Below are 21,704 nucleotides of genomic sequence, written 5' to 3' on the forward strand. Positions count from 1 at the left end.
AAGCTCTTGATAATGTGAGGGCTTTTGAATATGAGAATAAAACATATTTTTAAAGGGAGTGTTATTGAATGAGTAAAACAGTAAAGAACCTGTCTATGAGTCTAGTTAAGAAACAGGATGCAGCGAAGTACAAAGATAAAAAGCGAGTAAATTTTGATGATGTGAAAGTAGATGTTGATGTTGTATTCCGCCCTTCTAAGAGAAATCTTGTTGTGGCTGAGATGTTAGATGTACTACATAATGCATTAGTCGAAAAGAAAAAAATGGATGGAGGGGTAGGTCTTATTATAAGTAATGCTTTAATTGTTAAGCACTTCACTTCCATTGAAACTGATGCAGAAGATTATGAAGGACTAATAAATATGTTAACCCTTCTTACAGATGGTGAGTATCTAGAAAAAATTATGAACGCATTTGAAAAAGAACAACTTGAAATTATGTATGAAGAACTAAATAAAGCTATCTTGATGACTAAGGAAATCATTGAAATCGAAACTGAAAAAGCAAAAGTTGAAGGTGAGAAGGATGCCGACGTTCAATAATCTTGCTGATTTATTCAAACATATTAATTCTCAATCTTCAAAAGTCCTTCAGGATGAAGTTGCTACAACCATAAAGCAACAAATGCATGAAGTTATTGAAGATGTAACATATGAACAGTATACTCCTGAAAGTTATGTTAGAACTCATGAGCTTTCAGACATAAAAAATATGGAAGTAACAGTAATTGATAATAATACAATTCGAATTATCAATACGAGACATGATGGGGATAGAGATGTGGCACGAATTGTTGCTGAAGGGATAGGTTTTAGCTGGGTAAATTCCGCAATATATCGTGCTCAACCTTTTGAAAGGAACTTTTATGAAGACTCAATTAATTTTTTGAAGCACAACGGAAAACATATCTCATCTTTTAAAAATGGAATGAAAAAGCGAGGGATTGAAATTGTATAGGAAGGTGTATCGATGAGTGAAATAGCAGATAAATTACCAGAAGTAACAAAAGAAGAGTATGAAAAGTTTCATGAGTTTAATAAGGAAATACTAGAGGAGTTTTTACAACAACAACATCTCTCCCCTCAAACTTTAAGACAATATGAGTCTGCATTAAAAATATTCTTTCGTTTTGTATTTGAAAAGTGCAAAAACCTGCCTTTGTATGAATTAAAACCAAAGCATGCTTTACAATATCAGAACTTTTTATTGAGCCGTGATCTTTCTTCAAATGCTGTTAAATTGAAGAGGTCTGCGGTTTCTTCTTTATGTGGATACTTAGAAGTATACTACTCTGATGAGTACCCACTATTCAGAAATATTTACAATAAGAAAATCCCTAATCCCCCCAAAGCTTTGCGTCATGAAAAAAAACCATTAACACCAGATGAGTTGAATTATCTAAATTCTGAATTGGAGAAGCGTGAAGAATGGCAAATGATCGCTTATATTCAGTTTAGTTACGATTCTGGATGCCGCAGAGGTGAAACAGCTCAACTTTTAAAAGAAGTAGTTAACTATTCTTACGTCAAAGATCAGAAAACAGGTGAAGAGAAGAATCATTATTTGACACATAATATACGCGCGAAGGGTAGAGGAAAAAATGGAAAAATCAGAAAATTAATGTTTGGCGATATCTCTAAGGATGCAATCAAAAAATGGCTAGAAATTCGCGGAGATGATGATTGTCCTTATGTGTTTGTGAAAAAGACAAAGACAGGAAAGTTGTATCCTCTCTCTCCTTCTGCATTTAATGATTGGTGTACAAATACATTCAGTGAAATTATGGGAAGACGTGTTCACCCACATCAACTCAGATCAAGTCGAGCAACTAATCTGGTTGCGCATGAAGGAAAAGATATTGAAAAAGTAAAAAATTTATTAGGTCACCAGAGTAGCGAAACAACTAAAATTTATGTAGTTAAAGAAGGCGAAGATGGAGTTGACGATCTGTTCTAATTCCAAATGAAAGGATGATTTCATGGCAAAGTACGAATTTAGTGATAATCAGATTCGCAACCTCCTTACATTCTTGAATCGAGCGGAAATTAAAGGTTTCCATGAGATTCAAGCAATTAATGATATTGTGTCCATTCTGAACAATCCACTATTACCAGAAGAAAATGAAACAAAAGGAACATCTTAATTGCAAGCACCATAAACAGTATGCATCTTATATCCTCTCCTCTTCCCCACTTAGGCACCCTTGGAGTTGTGTTTTATGTGGATTCAGAGGAATCGATGTCGCTTACAATACAAAGGCTTTAAACTACGAAGAACTATTGAATTACATACCAAATTTACATAGGACTCTTTGATAAATCAGACTGCATCTTATTTAGGTGCAGTTTATTTTATTAATGAGAAACAGAATAAAATATGAGTTTCATCGGGAGAAGGCTTAATGCCTCTCCTTTTTTATTTTTCTGAAAAGGAGAGGTTCAAATGTCTGACTTAAGGATACTAGTATCGGCAACATTGAACGAGAAACGCTCGGTCATTGACTTAAATGAAGCAATCAAAAAAATACAAAACGATCCAGCATTGCAAAAGTTAAAACTAAATGTTGATATCGACCAAAAGTTCGCAAGAACAATCAATGAATTAACTGAAGCGCTAAACAAAATGAAGCAAGTTTCACAAGATCAGAACAAAGTTATTTCTGAAAACACTGAGATATTCAAAAGACTTGATGGAACTGTTCAACAAGTTACACAAAAGGTTTTAAAGAATGGTGAAATCATTCAGCGAACCAAAACGATTCATGATGAAAACAAAAAAGCAATGGTTGATGAAAGTCAAGCAGCTTTAAAGCTTTCTGAGAGTATTGATAAACTGAATAAATCGGAATTGGATTCAATCACTATTAGTAAAAATAGATCCAATAAACCAATTGGATATACCATCAAATCTTCAGAAGGTTATTCGGTTACCACCAAACGTATAGAGCCTGATGGAGAGACACTAAAAAGCTTATCGACAACTACGAATTATAAGAAACAACGCGAAGATGAGTTAAATTTAATTAATCAGATGGCAGACTTCAGAGAGAAGTCAGAATTGCGTGTTCGAGAAGAACAAAGAAAAACCGCAGAATCACAGCAAAAATCGATCCAAAAAAATATGGATATGGATCGAGAAGAAGCAGAACGGAAATTACGAAATCTCGAAAACTTTAGAGCAAACTATATTGCTAAAATAACTGATCTACAACGTCGATACGGGAGCAAAATAGATGTCGATGCTTTAAATGGGCTAAGAGCAGAACTTAAGAATCTTGACATTGGGAATGCAGATTTTGATAAAAAGTTAGTTGAAATACCTAACAAAATTAAGCAAATTGGTGCTGAAGCTAAAATTGCCAGCGCGCATTCATTGAATTTTGGTGAAGCTTTAAGTACAGCTTTTCAGAAGTTCCCTGTGTGGCTCATCTCTGGAACTGTGTTTATGCAATCAATTCACTTCTTTACTGAAGGAATAAAATATGTAAATGAATTAAATGCAAATTTAACGCAAATTGGAACAGCAGTAAATTACAATCAAGAGAAGCTCGCTTCACTAGGCAAACAATTTCAGCAATTAGGCCAAGAAATTAGTGCTACTACTAAGGATGTAAGTGCGGCAGCTCTTGAGTTCTATAGACAGGGTCTTGGTGACGAACAAGTCTTAAATAGACTTAAACTTACAACTCAATATGCTAAAATCTCAGGCTTAGAGTTTACACAATCTGCTGAATTGCTTACTGCTGCTTCAAACTCAATGCATCAAGACATCACAAAGGTTGCAGATGTGTTTACCTACCTTGGAGACGCTACGGCGACAAGCGCCTCAGAAATAGGAGTGGCCTTTCAAAAGGTCGGAGGAACGGCAGAAAGTTTAAAAGTTCCATTTGAAAAAGTAGCTTCTTATATTGCTACCATCTCAGCCCAGACCCGTGAAGCGCCTGAAACAATTGGTTCGGCTGTAAAAAGTATCTTCTCAAGAATTGGCAGTGTTAAAGAAAGAGGATATGACGCAGAAGATGGAACGGATGTTAACCAAATTGCTAAATCGTTGGCCGCTGCAAACATCCAACTGATCGACTCAAATAAACAGTTCCGAAACTTTGCAACTGTCCTTGATGAATTGGGTGCTAAGTGGAATACTCTCGATGATAGAACTAAAAGGTATATTGCAACCACAGTTGCTGGTGCTTACCAACAATCGCGATTCCTTACCCTTATGGACTCTTACGACAAATCTGTTCAATTGTATCAGCAAGCGTTAGAATCGGCAGGGACTACTCAGCAAAAATATAATATTTATCTTGAAGGTACTCAAGCACATATTGATAAACTCAAAGGTGTAATGCAAGGTCTGTGGTCCAACGCATTTAAAAGCGATACAATAAATACCACTTTGAGTATTCTCACTAAACTGCTTAGTGCAATAGATGTTGTGATTAAGAATTTTGGATTGATACCTACTGTGGTAGGCTTGGGCACAGCAGCATTATTTGTTTTTAATAAAACAGCATTGACCACATTTTTAGGACTAACACATAAAATAATAACATCAGTAACTAGTTTTTCAACACTTACGGCTTCGATCAATGCTACAACTATTGCAACTAGAGGTCTTTCACTGGCAATGTCACTTACTCCATTAGTCGCATCAACTGCCATAATTGCTGGATTAACATGGGCTTTAACTGAATTTTTCTCCGCTGAAAAAACTGCTACAGCAGAGTCAGATAAACTGTCTGAAACCTATAGAGAAAACGTAAAGAGTATTTCTGAAAAAAAAGATGCTCTTAAAAAGTTAGCCGAAGAATACCAATCTTTGAAAAGCAAAACAGATAAAACAACTGAAGATATTGGGCGTTTGAATAAGATTGAAAAAGAGCTTGTTCAAACTTACGGCGTTTCAATAACTGGTATAAATTCGCAAGGTGAAGCATATTCAAACAGTATTGAAGCCATTAACAGAAGAATCGAAGCACTTTCTAAGCAAAAAGAACTTGAGGATGAGATTCTAAGGAATAAGGTTATAGGCAAAAATCAATCTGAGAGAGAATCCATTGATGAACAGATAAAAAAGGTTGAGGACTATACTAAAAAAGTTACTGAACTACAGACAACTTTGGATAATATGCAAAATGCTATTGCTAATGGTGGATCTGTAAAACTGCTCAATGGACAAACAACAGACGACAAAGAGTATCTTAAAAGACTTGTCCAAAGCTACAATGCTGACTTAGGATACTTTCGCGAAGCCCTAAAAACAGCAAATGACGAACTTGTAAAATCAACTCAGGATATCGTAACAGTTGTTACCAACGAGTTTAATTCTCAACTTTCTAAAAGTGGAAAAACAATTAGTGATAAGGGAAGACTCTTTACAACAGAAATTATAAAATCCCTCTCCATTTCTAACGTATCGATACAGGAACAGTTTAACATCATTCGAGAAATGGCAAAAGATAATTCATTTGATGAGTTAATTGTAAAATACGAAAAATTAAAAGATGAATTTTCAAAAAACCCAACTGAAGAAATGGATGCAAAACTAAAGCAGGCATCAGATAATATTAAGCGTACTATAGAAGACACTATCAAAACCACTCCAAAATTAACTGAAGCAGCTAAGAGTGGATTAAAAGAGTTCGCTGACCAGTTTGTGGTATTATTCAATAACGCGAATAATGCTTCTGCTCCAATAGGGAACTTAGCAAATACCACTTCTCGATTGGCAAGTGAAGTTGAGAAAGCAGAAAAGGAACTTAAACCACTTAATTTGGCTTTAAGTGATGTCCGAAAAGGTCAAACATTATCTTCTGATGCTATTGCAGATTTGATTATAAAGTATCCTGAGTTGGCCTCTGCAATAAAACAAACAACTAATGGTTATACCCTTGAAGAAGCTGCACTTGAAAAATTACGTAAAGCAAAAGTAGATAAATATATAAGTGATCTTGAGGCAGAGAAAAATATGACTCAGGTTACACTATCCAATTCTCTGGCGCGTATGAAAGCATATGGCATTGAATTGTCTAACATCAGAACGGTTGAGCAAGCTAAAGCAAAAATTGGTCAAATCGAGATGAAAAAGTACTTCGGTGAGCAGAATAATGATCTTGGGGCTAAAATAGGCTTACCGAACTTCTTTGCGAAGAAACAAGAAAAAGAAGCTGACGATACTCTTTCTGCGCTTAATGACTTTATTAAGGAATTAACTGAAAGAGAAACACAAATAGAAGCCTTAAAAAAACTAATCAATGACCCCAACTTTGGTGTGGGTGACAGAAAAGAAAAGAAAGAGAAAAAAGAAGCAACACTTAAAGATGCTCTAGATTATATTGAGTTAGAAAAAGAAATAGTTAATAGTTTGAATGAAACATACGAAGCTCGCAAGAAAGTTATTGATCTTGAAAAAAAGCAAATTGACATCATTGAGAAGCAGAAAGACTATAACAGTGCGATTCAGAAAACCAATGAATTAATAAATAATCAGCTCAAAGCACTTGAAGATTTAAATACTGCTAATACAGGCATAACTGGAAAAGCCGACGTGGCGAGAATGAACGCTATTAATAATAAAGACATCCTCAGCGATATCAAACGCTCAAATCCAGATTTTGCACTTCCTGATGATGTAGAGGAAGCCAAAAAGTATGTCAGAGAGTATTTTGACACTTGGTTTAATTCTAGTGGAGACGCTTCTGAAGCTTATAAAAAATTTCTAGGTGCGTTTGTAGAACGTTCCAAGCAAATACATGACAACGCATCTATGTCTGTTGAAGATAGAAATAAAGAGCTTGATAAAATTGAGAAACAAAAAAAGTCAATTGAAAAATTGTTCGGTGTAATTCAAGTCTATAAGCAAGGTTGGACTGAGAATGTAAATAGGATCAATGAGATGAACACAGCAATTGATTCTTCTCGCGAATCCTTAAACAAACTCAGAAAAGAAGCTCATGACATTCGAATTGCAGGTCTTGATGATCAACTTAAAGAAATACAAAGGACGCTTGAAACACTTCCAGAATCGTCTTCTCAATATCGAGATGAGCTTGAAAGACTTATACAACTTAATAAAGAGAAGCAAAATGTAGAACATCAAACCGCTGAAGAAAGCAGAGCCAGAGTCGCTTCTGGAAAATTGTCAGCAGAGCAAATTGTCTATGAGAATGAAATGATTAAGTCTCTATCAAACTCTTGGTGGGACTATCAGAAGGTGATCCAAGACAATGCTTTTAAGATTATCACAAGTACTATAAACACATCTGCTGAATCTGTAAAAAAATATGATGATCAATTACAAATTTCTAAAGATCGTTTGGGTTTACTTAAAGAAGGTACTAAAGCTTACTCCGACGAGTTGCAGAAACAAATTAAACTGCTTCAAGACAAACTCGCAGCTGAAGAAGCACATGAAAATGTTATCCGTAAACAGATGGACACTGTTGGACTTACACAAGAGCAATGGAACAATCTAAATCAGCAACTAAAACAATCTGTTTTAGCACAAATAAGCATTGCTTCGTCAATTAAATCAGCTAATCAATCTCTAAAAGAGCAACTCAATACTATTGCAAATGATGTAATAGAAATCTATAAGGAAATGTATGAGAAACAAAAAGAGGTTGCTTTAAAGGCTATTGATGATGAATTAAAATCGCTTGAGAAGTCCCATAAGAGAAAAGTGGATTTACTTGATGAAGAGATGAAGAAGTACGAAGATCTGGTTCAAGCAAAGTTGAAAGCATTAGACGAACAAGCGAATGAAGAAGATTATCAAAAACAGCTTATTAAGTTGACTAAAGAACGCGATGAGATACAAAAGCAAATTGATACTCGTAAAATGGACACTTCTCTTGAAGGAAAAGCAAAAACTGCCGAGTTACTGAAACAACTTCAGGAGAAAAACGATGAGATCGATGATTTCCAAAAGAAGAATATTCGAGAGACTACCAAGAAAACACTACAAGATCAATTAGATGAAAAGAAAAAAAGTGTTGATGAGCAAAAGAAAGTTGAAGATAAAGCTTACGAAAACGAGAAAGAACGCTTAGATAAAGTTAAAGAGGCTACAGAGAAACACTACAATGATTTAATTCAAGATGAAACTCGATTTGAGAAAATTCGAGAAGATATTCGTAAAGGTAATATCTCTAAAGCAATGTCTGACTTGAATGGTTTCCGAGACTTTGTGATAAAGAACTCTGAAACAATCGGAAATGGATTATCCAATACCCTAATCGATAAGATTGGAAAAGTCTCAACAAAACTTCAGGAGATTACACCAGTAGTAGCTTCTCAATTTCAACAAATGGCAAACGATTTGCAAGATAAGATGATCACCAAGATGGATGAGTTAATCTCGAAGTTTAGGGAACTGGATAACTTGAAATTCGGTAATCTTGCAACTCAGCTTGGTAACGTGAGTGACATTATAGCCCAAATGCAAAAGAATAGTCAGCAATGGTATAGCGCTACTCCAGATGATCAGAAAAGGTTGGAGCAAGAGAATAATAAATTGGGTTCTTCTATTGGTGCGGGCAAAAATGATTCAGGTGATTGGGTTAAAGATGGCAAGCAATTATATGAGACATTTTACATACCACAAAATGACCAAGAAAAAGAACAAATTCGAATGATGAAGATTAACAGCGATGCTTGGAAAACTGCTTTAAATGATCGAGATAAGAAGATACTTGAAGAAGATAACCAAAAAAGAGGTAGCAGTATCGGCGCAATTTATAAAAATGGGACTTGGTTTAAAAACAACATTCCCCTTTATCATGATGGTGGAATTGTTGGAGGTAAAGGCACTCCATTAATGGAAAAACTGCATAAACTACTCAATCTGGGATCTGATGAACAACTATCAATTCTAAAACAGGGTGAACTTGTAATTAAAAATAATCCTATTGATATCATTGGAAATCTTATTAGTAAAATCAAGTTACCTGATTTCTCAAACTTATCACTTTCTCCTAATCTTGCAGCAACAGGAAACACCTATCATACTTATCATTTTAACATTGATAAGGTAATAGGTGATAAGAAAGGCGCTCATGATTTTGTTTCAGAAGTATTTAAAGATATGAAAAATAGAGGGAAGGCCTAATTATGAAGGAAGGAATTGATTTTTACTATGATGACATTTACTCAGTAGACATGGGTTTGATCAATTGTAAGATTGACTCAGGTTTTTTTGAAGAGCCGTTTGTAGCTCAAAGAGAAATTAAAGAAATCACGATTCGCGGTAAAGACAAACCTTATTTTCAAGAGGTGAGGAGATCGCCTCTTGAATTTACTTTAACTTTTGCTTTTTTAGATTATTATGACGAACACTTGATCCGAGAAGTTGCGAAATGGCTGGACCAAGACCAGTATAAACCTTTTTACACAAGTGACAATCCAGAGCGGATATTTTATTGCATGATGGTCTCGGATTCTCAGTTGTTTCATAATGGATTGAAGCAAGGGTATGTTCAGACGAAATGGAGATGCGACAGTCCATACAGCTATTCTCCATATAAAATAAGCAAAATATATGATTGGGATGAAGTCCCTAAAACAACTACAGATAATAATTTTAGTTCAGGTGAGTTGATTGGAGTGAAAGTGAATAACTCTGGTCAACTCATTTTGAATGAGAACAAAACCAAATGGGTTAATTTATCACCTTCGGCAAAATGGAATGATTTATGAGGAAAGGAGTGATATGACATGTCAACTTCAACAGAAAAGTTACAATTAGTCCTCCCCGCATTGTCTGATGAAATCCAACAAACAATTCAGGACTTGGCATCAAACTTTCAAAAACTTGATAATTCTTCTGATACCACAGAGACACAAATACCAACAACTAGATATTGGAAAGTAAATAAAAAGGTCTGGAATAGCAATCCACAATCAGGTCAATACGTTGGATGGGTAAATGTTAGAGAAGGTCAAGCTTGTCCTAAGTGGAATCCACTATTTCAGTATAATATGGGCGATAAAATTGTTCCTATAAATGATAATGGACATTATTACGAGTGCGTACAAACAGGCAGGAGTGGCCCTAATGAACCATCTTTCCCAACGACAGCAGGAGGGGCAATAAATGATACACAAGGGGCTACTAAATGGACCCCCACCCACTCATACAAACTAAATGAAGTGGTATTTCCATCGGTGGATAATAATCGTTTCTACATTTGTACCGTATCAGGTGTTTCGGGAGCAACAGAGCCAGTATGGTCAACTGTGGACGGAGGTACAGTTTCAGATGGTATGGTCGTATGGACGGGTTATCGTATCGTCAAATGGATCGAAAAAGGAACCTCTGCACTCTTCAGACCGTTTGGAAAGATTGAGTAGGTGGACTGATGAGTACATGGCTTTCCCTTTCTAATTTAAATGGATACCGTACCTCTCTCATCATCCCTATTCAACTTGATGGCGATGGTGCTTTGACAAGGATCGAATGGAATTCTGTAGAACCATCAGGAACAAAAATAAAAATTGAAACAAGATTAACATTTGATAATGGACTCACATGGACAGATTGGAAGTCTTGTACAAATGGTGGTTCGATTCCAGATATCAGTTCAAATACATCAATAAAATTAGCTTTATTACAGTACAGATCATTCCTTGAAACAGAAGTAAGTAATCTTACTCCAATGCTTAACGAGGTAGTGTTTTTCTTTGAACCTGTAATTCATTTCAGAAATGTAGGTGATGTAAAAGTTAGACCAGAAGTTTGGATTATAAAAGTTGGTAACGGGGATTTCTCAATAATCAATACATCGAATGGCAACAGCGAGTTCAAATTTGTTAACCTAATTGATCAAGAAACGCTTTATGTAAATGGCGAAAGAGAACAGATTGATACTTCCCTCGCTGCAACATATCGCTATTCAAATTTTAATGACAATTATCTAGAACTACCCGTTGGAGACAATGTTCTTAGGGTTGTCGGGAAAGCAAAGATACAGTTTCGTTATAGGAACAAACTAAAGCAAGGTTAAGGGAGGTGGTAATTGATGCTTAGTACTTTAGGTGAATTCGACCCGTTTAAGAAGCCAATCGAGCCTCAGATATTTTTGGCTAAACCCAACCGAGAAATTATCTCAAAAATTAGTGAATCTTATAATATCAAGTTCCGTGATTTAATTTTACAACTTAATGATATTTCATTTGATATCCCATATGTAGTTCCTTTTAATGATAAGTTTGTATCTAATAAGAATGTTGAACTAATCAAGGAAAGATACTTATTGAAAGTCGTAAGAGGATCGAAGGTTGAATGGTTTACAATCACAAAGATCAATGACAATATGGATGAAGATAAAGACTATATGTCGTTGGAAGCTACTTCATTGGGATATCAATTGAGGGCAAGACTATTAAAGAAATATCATAATGATTCAGCTCATGCTAAAACGGTTTTGACAGAAGTTCTTACAGATACTAATTGGAAAATTAATTACATCGATGCGGATTTTCAGTTGAGGTACCGAGAGTTTGACTTTCAAGATACAAACGTTTTAGATGCAGTATTTAAGATTGCTGAGACATATAATGCCATCTTGTTGTGGAATACGGTAAATAGAACCATTAGTTTAGTAAAACCTGAGTTATTTGGAGTGAATAAAGGTCTGAAGTTTTCATATGGACATTACCTCCGAACCCTTGGCAAAGAATCCAATTCTGATGAGATGGTTACAAGGTTACGGGCATATGGTCGGGATGGGCTAAGCATTCAGAATGTAAATCCAACTGGTCAACCATATATTGAAAATTTCAGTTATTTTATGTTCCCTTTTGAGCGTGATGCAAATCGAAATGTTATTAAACATAGTGAATATATGAGCGATTCCTTGTGTCATGCTTTACTTGATTATACACAATTAATTGAAAGTAAAAAAAGTGAGTTCAGCACTTTATTAGGCAATATGGAGTCGCTGCAAAAAACTCGAACTACAAAAGAAAACGAGTTAAAGACACTACAAAAGCAAGAAGCTGCTGTTGATAATATCGTTACTCTCCAACAGGCAGATAAAAATATGTGGTTCTATAAATACAATCACAATGGTTCAACTGTACTGAATACGACCAAATTAAACCCATTAAATGCTTATGTGTTGATGATTAAGGTCGCTGACACGAACAATCTTACAATTAAATTAAATGGTATTGTTTCAAATGTGGTTGCTGGCAAGTGGGTAGTCATTGGCAAAGTAAAATTCTCAAACTTTGAATCGATTGAATCAAGTGGATCTTCTAATAGTGAAGTTTACATACAAATTGCTAATATAACAGATGAGGAGAATACTACATCCAATAACGAGGCTGCTCTGATTGAAAAATACTGCATTGACAACAAGAAAATGCAGATTGCAGCAAAGAAAAACGAGATTGATTTATTAAACAATCAAATCAAAGTTGTTGAGGATAATATTTCCGCTTTAAGAAAACTGATGGCTGTTGAAAATAATTTTACTTCTCAGCAATTGCAAGAACTGAATGATTATATTCTTGAGAAAACTTTTTCAGATGAAAAATACATTGATGAAAAAGATTTATTCAAGGACGCAAAAGAGAAATTTATTGAGCTTCAAAAACCTCAAACTGTGATAAAACTCAGTGTCGTTGACTTTTTGAGGATTATAGAAGAACAACATAATTGGGATAAATTATTGCTTGGACTAGGTGATACTGTAACAATTGAATATGAAAAGATCGGTGTAAAAGTTACTGCTCGATTAATTGGGATTGAGTATGATTATGAGAACTTTGATATTAACTTAACAATAGCCAATGTAAAGGAAATCACCGACGATAGGAAGTTATTTGAAAAGTACATTTATAATTCTAACTACACTTCTACTGTGGTGAGTGGTAGTAAAGATCGTTGGGGGCAAGCGGTAAAAGATTCGAGTGAGATAAGCAAATTATTCGAAAACTTTTGGAATAAGGTAACTAATGAAGTGAATTTTGCGAGCAACGAGTACTGTTATATGGATAGAAAAGGCCTGACAATTGTTGATCCCAATGATCCACTTCGCTTCCTTCGTGCCACTCATGGAGCTTTAGCAATAACAAGGTCAGGTGGATTACGTTACGAGACCGCTCTGACTGCTGATGGTCTGATTGCAGAGGTTGTGCTTGGGAAGTTAATTCTTGGTGAACGTGTCACAATTGGAGACCCTGATGGGATATGGTTGACGGAAGGTCCAAAGACAACAATTACAGACCGTTGCAAACGTATTGCTATGATTCTTGGTCTATATGATAAGAATCCAGATAAATACGGTGTAATTGTTAATCGTTATGAGAGCAAAGACTGCGGAAACACTAATCTAATCAACAGAAGTAGAATGGATAGTGAAGACGGTTTTGTAATTGAGCGTTGGACTGGGTCTAAATGGGACAAAACTGCATGGCTTGACATGGAAGGTTATTTGAATGCACGCGGCATAAGAATCGACTACATGAGCGGAGTCCTCAATAACGGAATAATTCTAGATAATACAAATGGCTTGGTAATTACTCGTAATGATAGTCAAGTCCGAACGAGGTTAAATGCAACAGAAGGCTTCAGTATTGAACGATTCGAAAATAACAAATGGACTAAAAAGTTTTTCGCAGATATTAATGGTCAATTTTATTCTAATGATCTGGTTGCTCGGCGGCTCAGAATTGTAAATGATCTTGATGATGTATTGCTTGATGCAAATACCAATTATATGAATATAGGCAGATTTGAGAATATCATTACTGATGGTAAGCTTACTGCTGTTGAGAAATTAACATTAAAACAGGAATGGGAAACAATCCAGACCGAATATCAAAAGTTAAAGTATCAAGCTGAGCAATATGAATATTCTGATCGTGATAAAAGAACTGTAAGCCATATTAACATCCCACCGTTGATCGATGCTTTCGTTGCGCTAGGTAATTATGTTAATCCATTATTAGCTGATATGGCTGCTACAACCCCTGTTGACAGGAACGAGTTTAAAACTAAGTTTCAGAACTATTATGATCAAGCTAAAAGGATTATCAATGAGATTACAAATGCTCTGAAATTTAGTTCTTGGCAATTTGGCGTCCCGTATAATCGTGTAACTATGGATGTACAACATGGGTTACTTGTTGAACGTTCAGATGATAAATTTAGAAGCATTTTCAACGCAACCTACGGTATCCTTCTACAAAAGAATGTAAGTGGCAACTGGGTGAATCAGTTCTCTGTTAATAATAATGATGGAGTCATTGAGGCAAGGGGATTGAGAATTTTTGACTCTGATGTAGATATGATGAAGGGAAAACTGACAAATGGAATAACAATAGATCCTTCAAATGGAATTGTTATTACTAGAAGCGATGGCCTCATACAAACTAAGATGAATGCTACCGAGGGAATTTCGATTTTAAGAGGTGGTGCACCAAAATTTTATGTAGATATCAATGGAATTCTTCATGCTATTGACTTGATGGCTGAAAGATTAATTCTTACAGGAAAAGGCGGAAAACTTTTAATCGATGCTAATCAAAATCTCATTGATTTTGATGCTTTTGACATGAAACTTGGTACACTAACAGCAAAGGATATACTTTCTCAAATAATTACCGCAGATATTGGTTTTATTGCGAATCTTACTGCAAACAGACTTGTTACAATTGGTAAAGATGCGGAAAACAATTGGAGTAACTATGTTTCTATTATAAACAATGAGGCAAGGTGGGTTACGGGAAAAGCTACAGGATCTGGGGAACATCTTAAGGCACCCGATGGCAATCCCCTATACTGGAAAGATGCAGAAAGATCTGGAGTAACTACAACACCAAATGGAATGCCAGTAATGAAATATCAGTACGATGAAAAAATAAAAATGAAACAATATTTTGAGGGCGCTGGGGTCAATGCAACTCCAGTTATAGAGATGGGAGAAGGCGACAGCAACACCAATTTACAAAGTGGTAGAGGTTTTATCAAGAAGCCGAACGGGAGCTGGGACTTTACTTATTACAGTAGCAACTATGCTCATGAAAGAAGCATAAAACTAAAAGACGATGGTTTATATATAAAATCTCAAGAAAAACCTATATTGGTTGAATCGCAAGATTTTAAGGTTTTTGCAGACAATGGTGTCATTCATCTTGAACTTAACAATGGTTCAAAATTAAAAATGGATTTCAATGGTATTGATATCGATGTTCAGGGAAAAATTAGACTGAAAGCAACGGGCGGAATAGAAATAGATTCTGGCACAAATCTTGATCTTAAAGCATCAGGCTATAATACTCTCAGTGGTTCACAAATTCATTTCAATGCTTGATTATTTTTGTTTTTAATCTTATCTAAACTATATGGATAAATCTTCCGATATAGTATTATAAGTATATACATCAAAAGTACTATATCGGAGGTCATAAACACATGAAAAAATTTGTAGCTGGAGTTTTAGTTGGAGCAGTTGTTGCTACTGCTGGATCGGCACTTGCTGCACAAAATGAAACGATTTCTGCAACATTTACAGAGTTTAATATTCTTGTTAATGGGAAGCAAGCAAGTCTTGGTGATAAGCCAGTAGTAATTGAAGGAAGCTCTTATTTGCCTGTAAGAGCGATTAGCAATACTTTGGGCTATCAAGTTCAATATGATGGAGAATCGAGAACTATTTCATTAGCTAATGATGGAAATAAATATTTGAAAACTGATGATTCGAATACTCAACCAGTAGGAAAAACGGAGGACAATAAGCAAGTGAGTAACGGAAATTTTGTTAAGGATTTAAAAGGGAAGTATTCGAAAGATGGAAAACTTGATGCAGAATTGATCAAGAAAGCAATTGGTTCGAAAGAAGTTTCTGTAAATGCTCAAGATGAGGTGAGTGGCGATAGCTTGTTAATACTTGCCATTAAAGAGAACAACTTTGCTGTGTATCAAGTTCTGAAAGACAATAAAGTTGACCCTGAACTTGCCAACAGTAAAGATGGGAGAACACCATTACACATAGCAGTTATAGAGAAGAATAGTTTTTTTATGGGAGAACTATTAAGTGTATTCAAAGTTAAGACTAAATTGACTGATAAAGATGGAAAAGTTCCACAAGATTATACGCAAAAGGGAACAGACGAATACACTGCTTTAAGAGGTTTCGATAAGTAAGTTTCTATAAGACCTTAAAAAAAGAACCTTTACTTACTGTGAAAGGTTCTTTTTATTTTTGCTTATTCATTTTCATCAGGCAAATTAATAAATATTCTAAGTTTTCCATCATGAACAAACTTATATTGCATAATGTCATTAATATCAAAGAAATCTTAATAAAGAGGTTGCTGAGTCAAATTGACCAAATATATGAAACATATATACCTTCTGTTGAATTAGTACCTAATCTTGCAATCTTTGTCGATTTTCCTTATTATAACAATGGAGATAGTGAAATAGTAATGGGGAGAAATGACTATGAGAGCGATGGGAATAAGAGTAGCCTCAAACGAAATTTATTATGCAATTCTAGAGGGATCTGCATCTGAACCTGATTTGTTTTTTTATAGTAAGTTACTGATACCTAAATCCTATAAAGAAGGTCAAGCACTTTCTTGGGTAAGAGACACTCTATTAAATGTATTGAGAGAATATGACATTGGTGCCGTCTTTATTCGAACGATTGAGCCACAGGCACGTCTTAAAAATAAAATAGTTAGTGAACGAGCTAGACTTGAGGCAATAGTATCCGAAGCTTCTTATAGTAGTGGGGCAAAAAATCAAACTGGGGCCTTGGCTACAATAACTTCACTAATTGCAGCAAAAAGTGTAAAAAGTGCCAAGAGTTATTTAGAGTTCGATTCATTCAGGGAAATCGAGGATTGGTCAGAACTAAATGAAAAACATAAAGAGGCCAGTCTTGCAGGTATAGCTGCTTTAGCACTACTGGGTGATCAGTAATGAAAGTAACATCACAAATTATCGTTGATAAACTCAAAAGAATAGGTGTCAATCAAGGCAGAAATTCTGAGGTTTGGTTAGCAAGAGATGAACAATTGGCAGGAGAAGTAATTTTAAAAGAAATTCCACTTTCAAATTTTAATGACCCATCAGAGTTTTTTAGAGAAGCTCAAATTATTTATGCAAATAAACATCCAAGAATAGTGCCAATCAATTATGCTTGTCAGGATAGTAATTTTATAAGAATGGTGATGCCATACTTCCCTAAGGGATCTCTTCAAGACCAATTAGATATCAGGCCCTTACCTATTGGAAAGGTCATAAAGTATGCACAAGAATTTTTAAGTGGTCTACAATTTGTTCATATAAATAAATTCATTCATTATGATGTTAAACCTACAAACATATTTATTACTGATGATGATTCAGCCATGCTTGCGGATTTTGGACAAGCAAGACCTACAAATAATCTAGGGGTTGCTTTGACGCCTCCTACTTATACAAAGCATAGTCCACCAGAACTTATTGGTACAAGTACCTCAACAAAATTAACAGATATTTACCATTGCGGACTTACTTTATATCGCATGTGTAACGGAAATAAGTTTTTTGATGAACAATTCGATAAATTTCTGTCGCCGACTGGAATGATAAATGTTAACTTATTGGCCTTTTCAATCTTAAATGGTGAATTTCCTGATAGAAGTTTGTATTTACCACATGTCCCTAAAAAGTTAAGAAAAATAATAAACAAGGCACTAGAAATAAACCCAAAACACAGACACCAAACTGCATTAGAATTAATGAATGACTTAGGGAAAGTTGTTAGTTTGTTGGACTGGCAGTACGAAGAGGTCAAAAATGGTGCTAGATGGTTTAAATATACTATAGAACATATGTACGAGATTGTGCTATACTTGAATTATAATGACAATATGTGGTATGTACAAGGGAAAACAATTAAGATTGTCGACAATACTACAAGGAACCGTAGTATCTGGAGTAGCCCAAAGGGATACAAAAAAAAGAATGATGCTTTAAAGATTTTAAATAAAATTTTCAATGAAATGGACTGATTTAAATGAATTTCAAATGTCCTTTTTGTAAAAGGAGGTTTTTTCGAGAAGACCCAAGAACTATTTTAGCTAATGAGTTTTGCAATAAATGCATTAATGAACGTGTTAAATTAGGTGGAGACAATTGGTCAGTTGAAAATGGCTTTGATTATGTTTTTACAACAGATGGTTATGGATTTTTCAAACCAAAAGAACTTGTTCATTCATAAGCAAGAATGAAGTAATACAAGTCACTCTCATTCAGAGTGGCTTTTTTATTTTCTTTTAAAATGAGATTTTATGGTGATTAGTATTTATAAATTTGAAAAAATGGAGAGTGATTTAATGGCTCAAGTCGCATTAGTAGGATCTACAATAAACGGAACAACTGGAGGTCAACATTGCAGACAAACATATTATTATTCTTGCAACTGTGGTCCCTTTGGCTGCTCAACTTGTACAGGTTACAACTACAGTTCAGCAATAATTAGTGGCTCAGTCTCTTCGGGTGCATCCAATGTATTTGTTAATGGTGTACAAGTTGCAATCAACGGTAGTAGCACAAATGAAAATGCAAATTGTCCATCAGGGTATGATAATATTGGTGGTTCTAGTGGTTCTGGATCAGTTACAGCTTCTCGAAATGTTTATATTAATGGTACAGCAATTGCATGCAATGGTGATAACGTAACACATTTTCAAGGGACAGGCTCAATTACTTCTGGAGCATCAAATGTTAAGATTGGATAGGTGAAGAAATGAAGTTATACCCTGACTATATCAATAAAATAAATTATACAAATAAATCTTCAATTGAAGATGTCGATGTTAGAATTACACAATTGATAAAAAGGCTACAAGATGAACCTCACATGTCAATGGTTCGTGACGTATTTGATGATGTTGAAATTGTTGTCATGAAACAGTTTCATATTGAGGATCAAAAAGAGTACATTAGGATTACAGTGAACCGACAAAGGGAAGAGTTGTTAATGAGGCTTCAAGATTTTAATTTGTTATTCGATTGTGAGGTACCATCTTCATTACCAGATGGTGAATGTGAGGAATGCAACAAGAAGAATGAAAATATATAATTATTATATTAAATAAATCTATCATATGGTATAATAATCCACATATAAATATGGCTTGGACAAAATGGTAGGACTCCCCCATTTCTTAATGAAGGGAGGGATGCCAATGGAAACATATCAAGCATTAACTCTGATGCTTGCATTTGGTATGTTCATAATTACTTTATTGAATTATATCAGCAAAAAGTAATGGACTGCCCCTTTCCAAGTAGACAGTCCATTACTCACTCATTTAATGTCCGGCCAACCGTTTAGAACGGTCATTGAGTCGTGTTGCAACCACGGCTCTTTTTTTATGTGTTTTAATTCAGTTGCAAGTGCCAAAGAAAGTACTGAACTTTACTTTATTTTACCCTATTGTTTTTATATTTACAATATAAATTGCCTGAATTCCATTCTGACAAAGATACATTTAATTGACTATAGTCAATTAGACACGATTTTCGACATTATAAACAAAAAGTAGCCCCCGGCCGGTAAAAGACGGAAGCTACTTTTAATCAAGCTTACTTTGCTACAATTGGCCGAGGTCTCGCACACCTTGGCCTTGTTGTCTTACTTAATTCTACTCCAGTTTGTCTGTAATTCGCAATACCATATATAATATTTCACTGTTAATTAAATGTATTCTTTTCGTCGTCCAATTATGGATGGCTTTTATTTTGCAATAAAATATCACTTTCATCGGGATAAAAAGGAGCCACATCATGAAAGTAAAAATTCAAAACTTTAAAATTGAAGGCACTCCAGAAGAAGTTCACACTTTTCTTAATTTGCTACAAAACAAAAAAGCAATTTCAAAAGCTCCAAATGTGTCATGGTATACAACTACATGTGAAACCCTAAATTGGGATATTGGGACAATCACTAATTAAACGAAAAGTGAAATGGAGGTGAACAAAACTGATTTCACATTTATACGACCAATATAATGATCCTTTGCTCATCACATGGCGACGTGGGACGACGGACGACCCATACAAAGAAAGAATGGACTCGTTACCTGTCATCAATAATCAGATTACTTTGCTTGAAATTCCATCTCAATTTCACAAAGTTAAAATTTCTGGCTTCACAGAAATCGATCAAGAAGTATTCGACAGACGAAATACTGAGCTTCAGCCAAATGAGATCCTAGTCAATTATTCAAATGGGAATATTCAATTTCATCCATCTCATGAAGCGAAAACTTTTCTTTGTACATACTTTGGCCGTGGCCTCATTCTATACCCAGCGTCACGTGTGTATGCTCTTATTCAACGAAATCCAGATGTGACCAAGACTCTACAGGAAATTATAGATGAGATTCATGGGCGAATGGAGGAGTATGTTTCTCTTCTGACCGAGGTACGTCAAGCAATTACAAACGCAAGAAACGCAACCGATAATGCAAATCGTGCAGCAGATAATGCCGTTTTGGCAAAAGAAGGAGCAATTGATGCAACCAACAAAGCCCTTGATGCTGCTGCAAGTACAATTATGGTTTATAAAGAACCTGTTCCTAAATTTGATGATCTAAAGAAAATTTACCCTAATCCTGAGAACGGATGGAGGGTAATGATTGAAAGCACAGGTGAGATTTATCGATATGATGGAATCAAGGATAACACTTGGAAACTGATTGATAACTACAGTGGATCGTCGTTACCATATGCTTCAGAAATATCAAATGGATTACTCAAGAAGGAAGACTTCTCGAACTTCATCCATAGACATGTTATTTTCTCTATTCCTCATATTCCAAATATGGGAGTGCAGAATTATACTCAGCAGTTCCCATTTGACGGACAAATTGAAAAAGTGACTGCTATTTGTACAAAGTCAGGTATGATTTCTCCAACTGAAATTCAAGTTGAGAAAATAGATGAGTCTAAGTATGATCCAAATGCTCAATGGAATAGTATCTTTTATCAGAATATCATTTTTCAGCCAAACGAATATAAAGGTTCAACACCAACTTTAAAGACATCACAGATAAACAAAGGTGATTACTTAAGGATCAATCTTGTCCAATTGGATAATAACATCAAAGGTTTAACTATTCAGTTGGATATAAAAACAAAGAATTAATTTAAGGAGGATTAAACAATATGGCATCTCCAATTTTTCAGTGGATGGATATCTCAAATACAACACAAGTCACATCAATACCTTTTGGCCAAATTGATGCTGGCAACACTTCACCTGATACTACAGTTCTAATCTGGAATAATCGCGGTGGTACTTCAGCGGTTGCTGACGCAACAAATTGCTCCATTACGACGAAAGATGTTAGTGGTGGTAATGGTGGGACAGATGCAAGTAATATTACAAATGAAGTAGTATTCAAAAAGTTTGTTGAAGTTCGAGTAGATACAATGTCTGAAACTACCTTTACACCAGTTGGTGGAGTTACAACGAAAGCTATAAAAGCAGGCGGTTCTGCTCCAGCAGGAACTATAAAGGGATCTATCAACGATGGAACAAAAACAAATGCAAAGGATAACTTTGCTCAAGTAACAACCCACATTAAGATCGATCCACTTGCCACAGCAGGTAATGTTGATTTTCTTATGCGTATCGCTTATCAGCATTCTTAATAGATAATAAATAAAATATACAAATCACTAAACAGCCCATC

Annotated in this window: 18 protein-coding genes; all 18 read left to right on the top strand. The window is 35.1% G+C overall.

Features of this window, described 5'->3' with window-relative positions:
• The first annotated feature begins 68 nt into the window (after nucleotides 1-68).
• Nucleotides 69-542 (top strand): YomO family phage-derived protein, encoded by a 474-nt coding sequence (locus KQX66_RS10765; protein WP_216792449.1) that lies wholly within the window; start codon nucleotides 69-71, stop codon nucleotides 540-542.
• Nucleotides 526-957, top strand: a complete 432-nt coding sequence (locus KQX66_RS10770) for a YomN family phage-derived protein (RefSeq protein ID WP_216792450.1) — start codon at nucleotides 526-528, stop codon at nucleotides 955-957. The genes KQX66_RS10765 and KQX66_RS10770 overlap by 17 nt, the downstream gene beginning before the upstream one ends.
• A gap of 12 nt (nucleotides 958-969) precedes the next feature.
• On the top strand, nucleotides 970-1,956 hold the full coding sequence (locus KQX66_RS10775; protein ID WP_253957056.1) for a tyrosine-type recombinase/integrase: 987 nt from the start codon (nucleotides 970-972) through the stop codon (nucleotides 1,954-1,956).
• 22 nt (nucleotides 1,957-1,978) lie between these two features.
• On the top strand, nucleotides 1,979-2,143 hold the full coding sequence (locus tag KQX66_RS10780) for a hypothetical protein (protein ID WP_216792451.1): 165 nt from the start codon (nucleotides 1,979-1,981) through the stop codon (nucleotides 2,141-2,143).
• A gap of 299 nt (nucleotides 2,144-2,442) precedes the next feature.
• A complete protein-coding gene (locus KQX66_RS10785; protein ID WP_216792452.1) occupies nucleotides 2,443-9,108 on the top strand; it encodes a phage tail tape measure protein in 6,666 nt (2,221 codons plus the stop codon).
• Between the two features lie 2 nt (nucleotides 9,109-9,110).
• Nucleotides 9,111-9,695: a phage tail domain-containing protein gene (locus KQX66_RS10790; protein ID WP_216792453.1), complete on the top strand. Its 585-nt coding sequence runs from the start codon at nucleotides 9,111-9,113 to the stop codon at nucleotides 9,693-9,695.
• Between the two features lie 18 nt (nucleotides 9,696-9,713).
• Nucleotides 9,714-10,349: a hypothetical protein gene (locus tag KQX66_RS10795; protein ID WP_216792454.1), complete on the top strand. Its 636-nt coding sequence runs from the start codon at nucleotides 9,714-9,716 to the stop codon at nucleotides 10,347-10,349.
• An 8-nt stretch (nucleotides 10,350-10,357) separates the two neighbouring features.
• Nucleotides 10,358-11,002: a phage tail family protein gene (locus tag KQX66_RS10800; protein ID WP_216792455.1), complete on the top strand. Its 645-nt coding sequence runs from the start codon at nucleotides 10,358-10,360 to the stop codon at nucleotides 11,000-11,002.
• Nucleotides 11,003-11,017: 15 nt separating this feature from the next.
• Nucleotides 11,018-15,319 carry a phage tail spike protein gene (locus KQX66_RS10805; RefSeq protein ID WP_216792456.1) on the top strand — a complete coding sequence of 1,434 codons (4,302 nt, stop codon included), beginning with the start codon at nucleotides 11,018-11,020 and terminating at the stop codon, nucleotides 15,317-15,319.
• 101 nt (nucleotides 15,320-15,420) lie between these two features.
• Nucleotides 15,421-16,152, top strand: coding sequence for a stalk domain-containing protein (locus KQX66_RS10810; protein ID WP_216792457.1), 732 nt, complete (start codon nucleotides 15,421-15,423; stop codon nucleotides 16,150-16,152).
• A gap of 300 nt (nucleotides 16,153-16,452) precedes the next feature.
• Nucleotides 16,453-16,935, top strand: a complete 483-nt coding sequence (locus KQX66_RS10815) for a hypothetical protein (RefSeq protein ID WP_216792458.1) — start codon at nucleotides 16,453-16,455, stop codon at nucleotides 16,933-16,935.
• Nucleotides 16,935-18,011 (top strand): serine/threonine-protein kinase, encoded by a 1,077-nt coding sequence (locus KQX66_RS10820; RefSeq protein WP_216792459.1) that lies wholly within the window; start codon nucleotides 16,935-16,937, stop codon nucleotides 18,009-18,011. Before KQX66_RS10815 ends, KQX66_RS10820 begins: the two co-directional genes overlap by 1 nt.
• Before the next feature lie 282 nt (nucleotides 18,012-18,293).
• A complete protein-coding gene (locus KQX66_RS10825; protein WP_216792460.1) occupies nucleotides 18,294-18,740 on the top strand; it encodes a PAAR domain-containing protein in 447 nt (148 codons plus the stop codon).
• Between the two features lie 8 nt (nucleotides 18,741-18,748).
• On the top strand, nucleotides 18,749-19,084 hold the full coding sequence (locus KQX66_RS10830; RefSeq protein WP_216792461.1) for a P-loop NTPase family protein: 336 nt from the start codon (nucleotides 18,749-18,751) through the stop codon (nucleotides 19,082-19,084).
• Nucleotides 19,085-19,190: 106 nt separating this feature from the next.
• Nucleotides 19,191-19,274, top strand: a complete 84-nt coding sequence (locus KQX66_RS37340; protein ID WP_284439800.1) for a putative holin-like toxin — start codon at nucleotides 19,191-19,193, stop codon at nucleotides 19,272-19,274.
• 517 nt (nucleotides 19,275-19,791) lie between these two features.
• Entirely contained in the window at nucleotides 19,792-19,959 is a 168-nt protein-coding gene (locus KQX66_RS10835) for a hypothetical protein (protein ID WP_216792462.1), read from the top strand.
• A 31-nt stretch (nucleotides 19,960-19,990) separates the two neighbouring features.
• Nucleotides 19,991-21,154: a hypothetical protein gene (locus KQX66_RS10840; protein ID WP_498047044.1), complete on the top strand. Its 1,164-nt coding sequence runs from the start codon at nucleotides 19,991-19,993 to the stop codon at nucleotides 21,152-21,154.
• A gap of 20 nt (nucleotides 21,155-21,174) precedes the next feature.
• Nucleotides 21,175-21,663, top strand: coding sequence for a hypothetical protein (locus tag KQX66_RS10845; RefSeq protein WP_216792464.1), 489 nt, complete (start codon nucleotides 21,175-21,177; stop codon nucleotides 21,661-21,663).
• The last annotated feature ends 41 nt before the right edge of the window (nucleotides 21,664-21,704 follow it).

It is taken from the genome of Paenibacillus oleatilyticus, from assembly GCF_018998565.1.
Taxonomy (GTDB): Bacteria; Bacillota; Bacilli; order Paenibacillales; family NBRC-103111; genus Paenibacillus_G; species Paenibacillus_G oleatilyticus.